Raw genomic sequence first — 1,158 nt, forward strand, 5'->3', positions numbered from 1 at the left:
TCAAGCTGACCACCCGCGTAGGCCGCCATGCTCCAGCCACCGTAAGGGAAGTGCACATGCTCTTTGGCGTACAATTTGCCTGTTTGATTAGGATCACCAAAGAACATATCCCCATATTCGCCGCCGCTGTCATAACCGCGTATCGTCAAAGGATAATGGTATGAGAAGTCGAATACGCCGGTCTCTCGCATTAAACCATCAAAATCCACCACAGCGCTGATCACCCCCCAATACTCTTTGTTGATTGGCGGGTCTCGAAATACTGGCACGCGTACAATAAGCCCTCGCCCACCTTGAACAAGCGACACAGGCCCAGCGATGAAAATCTCTTGAATATCTTTGGCTTTTTGAACTTGTACCCATTGCGCTGGTACTTTACGGTAATCCAGACCAAGGACGCGCTCGTTGCCTTTAGTTGGGAATATATGGCTAATTACATCATTTTCCGCAATACCGATGACCGTGATGTGCTTACTTTTGTTAAGAATACGATCGGCGGCAATGCTTAGCTCCTCTTCTTCGCTATTTGGCAGCAAAGTGATTAGCGTCGCTAATGTGCTGGCTTTGTAAATATCAGCCATGAGTACCGCTTCCAAATTGGAGCGGAGAATAGACAGTTGTTCTTTGGCTTCAACTTGCACGCGCTCTTGCTGAAGGTCTTGCTGATTCTGATGCAACAGCTCAATAACACCAACACACAAGGCAACAAAAGCGAAAAAGAACAGTGCAAAATAGCACTGCTTTCTGGGTGAATAACGCATTAGCTCCCCACTAGCTCGTCCGTTACTACGAGAATTATTCTTTATTGTTAAAATCCTTATTATCTACAAGAATAACCAATAGCCTTTGCAAAGGTAATAATTATCTGAAATTTTTATGGTTTAAATAGGCAACGGGATGCAAGGACAAGGCGATTTATTTGAAAGTACGGATTGGCAAGAGGTACGCCAAGGTAAGCTCTTTTATCAACCAAACTTTCTTTCTCAGCAAGAAGCGGATACGTACTTTTCAACGCTTATGAGTACCTTGCCTTGGCAACAAGAACGCATAACCATTTTCGGGAAATCGGTACTTCAACCTCGTTTGCAGACTTGGCATGGCGATGCGCCTTACACCTATTCGGGTTTAACCATGGCACCTCACCCTTGGACGTCTGAG

The 1,158-nt window shown here is 45.4% G+C and carries 1 protein-coding gene and 1 pseudogene; one reads left to right on the top strand and one right to left on the bottom strand.

Annotation, left to right across the window (positions count from 1 at the left end; translation table 11 throughout):
• On the bottom strand, positions 1-761 hold a 761-nt coding region (locus R7Q38_RS24155; protein ID WP_318114610.1), incomplete at its 3' end, for a CHASE domain-containing protein.
• Positions 762-897: 136 nt separating this feature from the next.
• Between R7Q38_RS24155 and R7Q38_RS24160 the strand changes: the two are divergent.
• A pseudogene (locus R7Q38_RS24160) lies at positions 898-1,158 on the top strand (alpha-ketoglutarate-dependent dioxygenase AlkB); the annotation flags it as partial.

Source organism: Vibrio sp. Vb0598 (genome assembly GCF_033338935.1).
Classification (GTDB): domain Bacteria; phylum Pseudomonadota; class Gammaproteobacteria; order Enterobacterales; family Vibrionaceae; genus Vibrio; species Vibrio alginolyticus.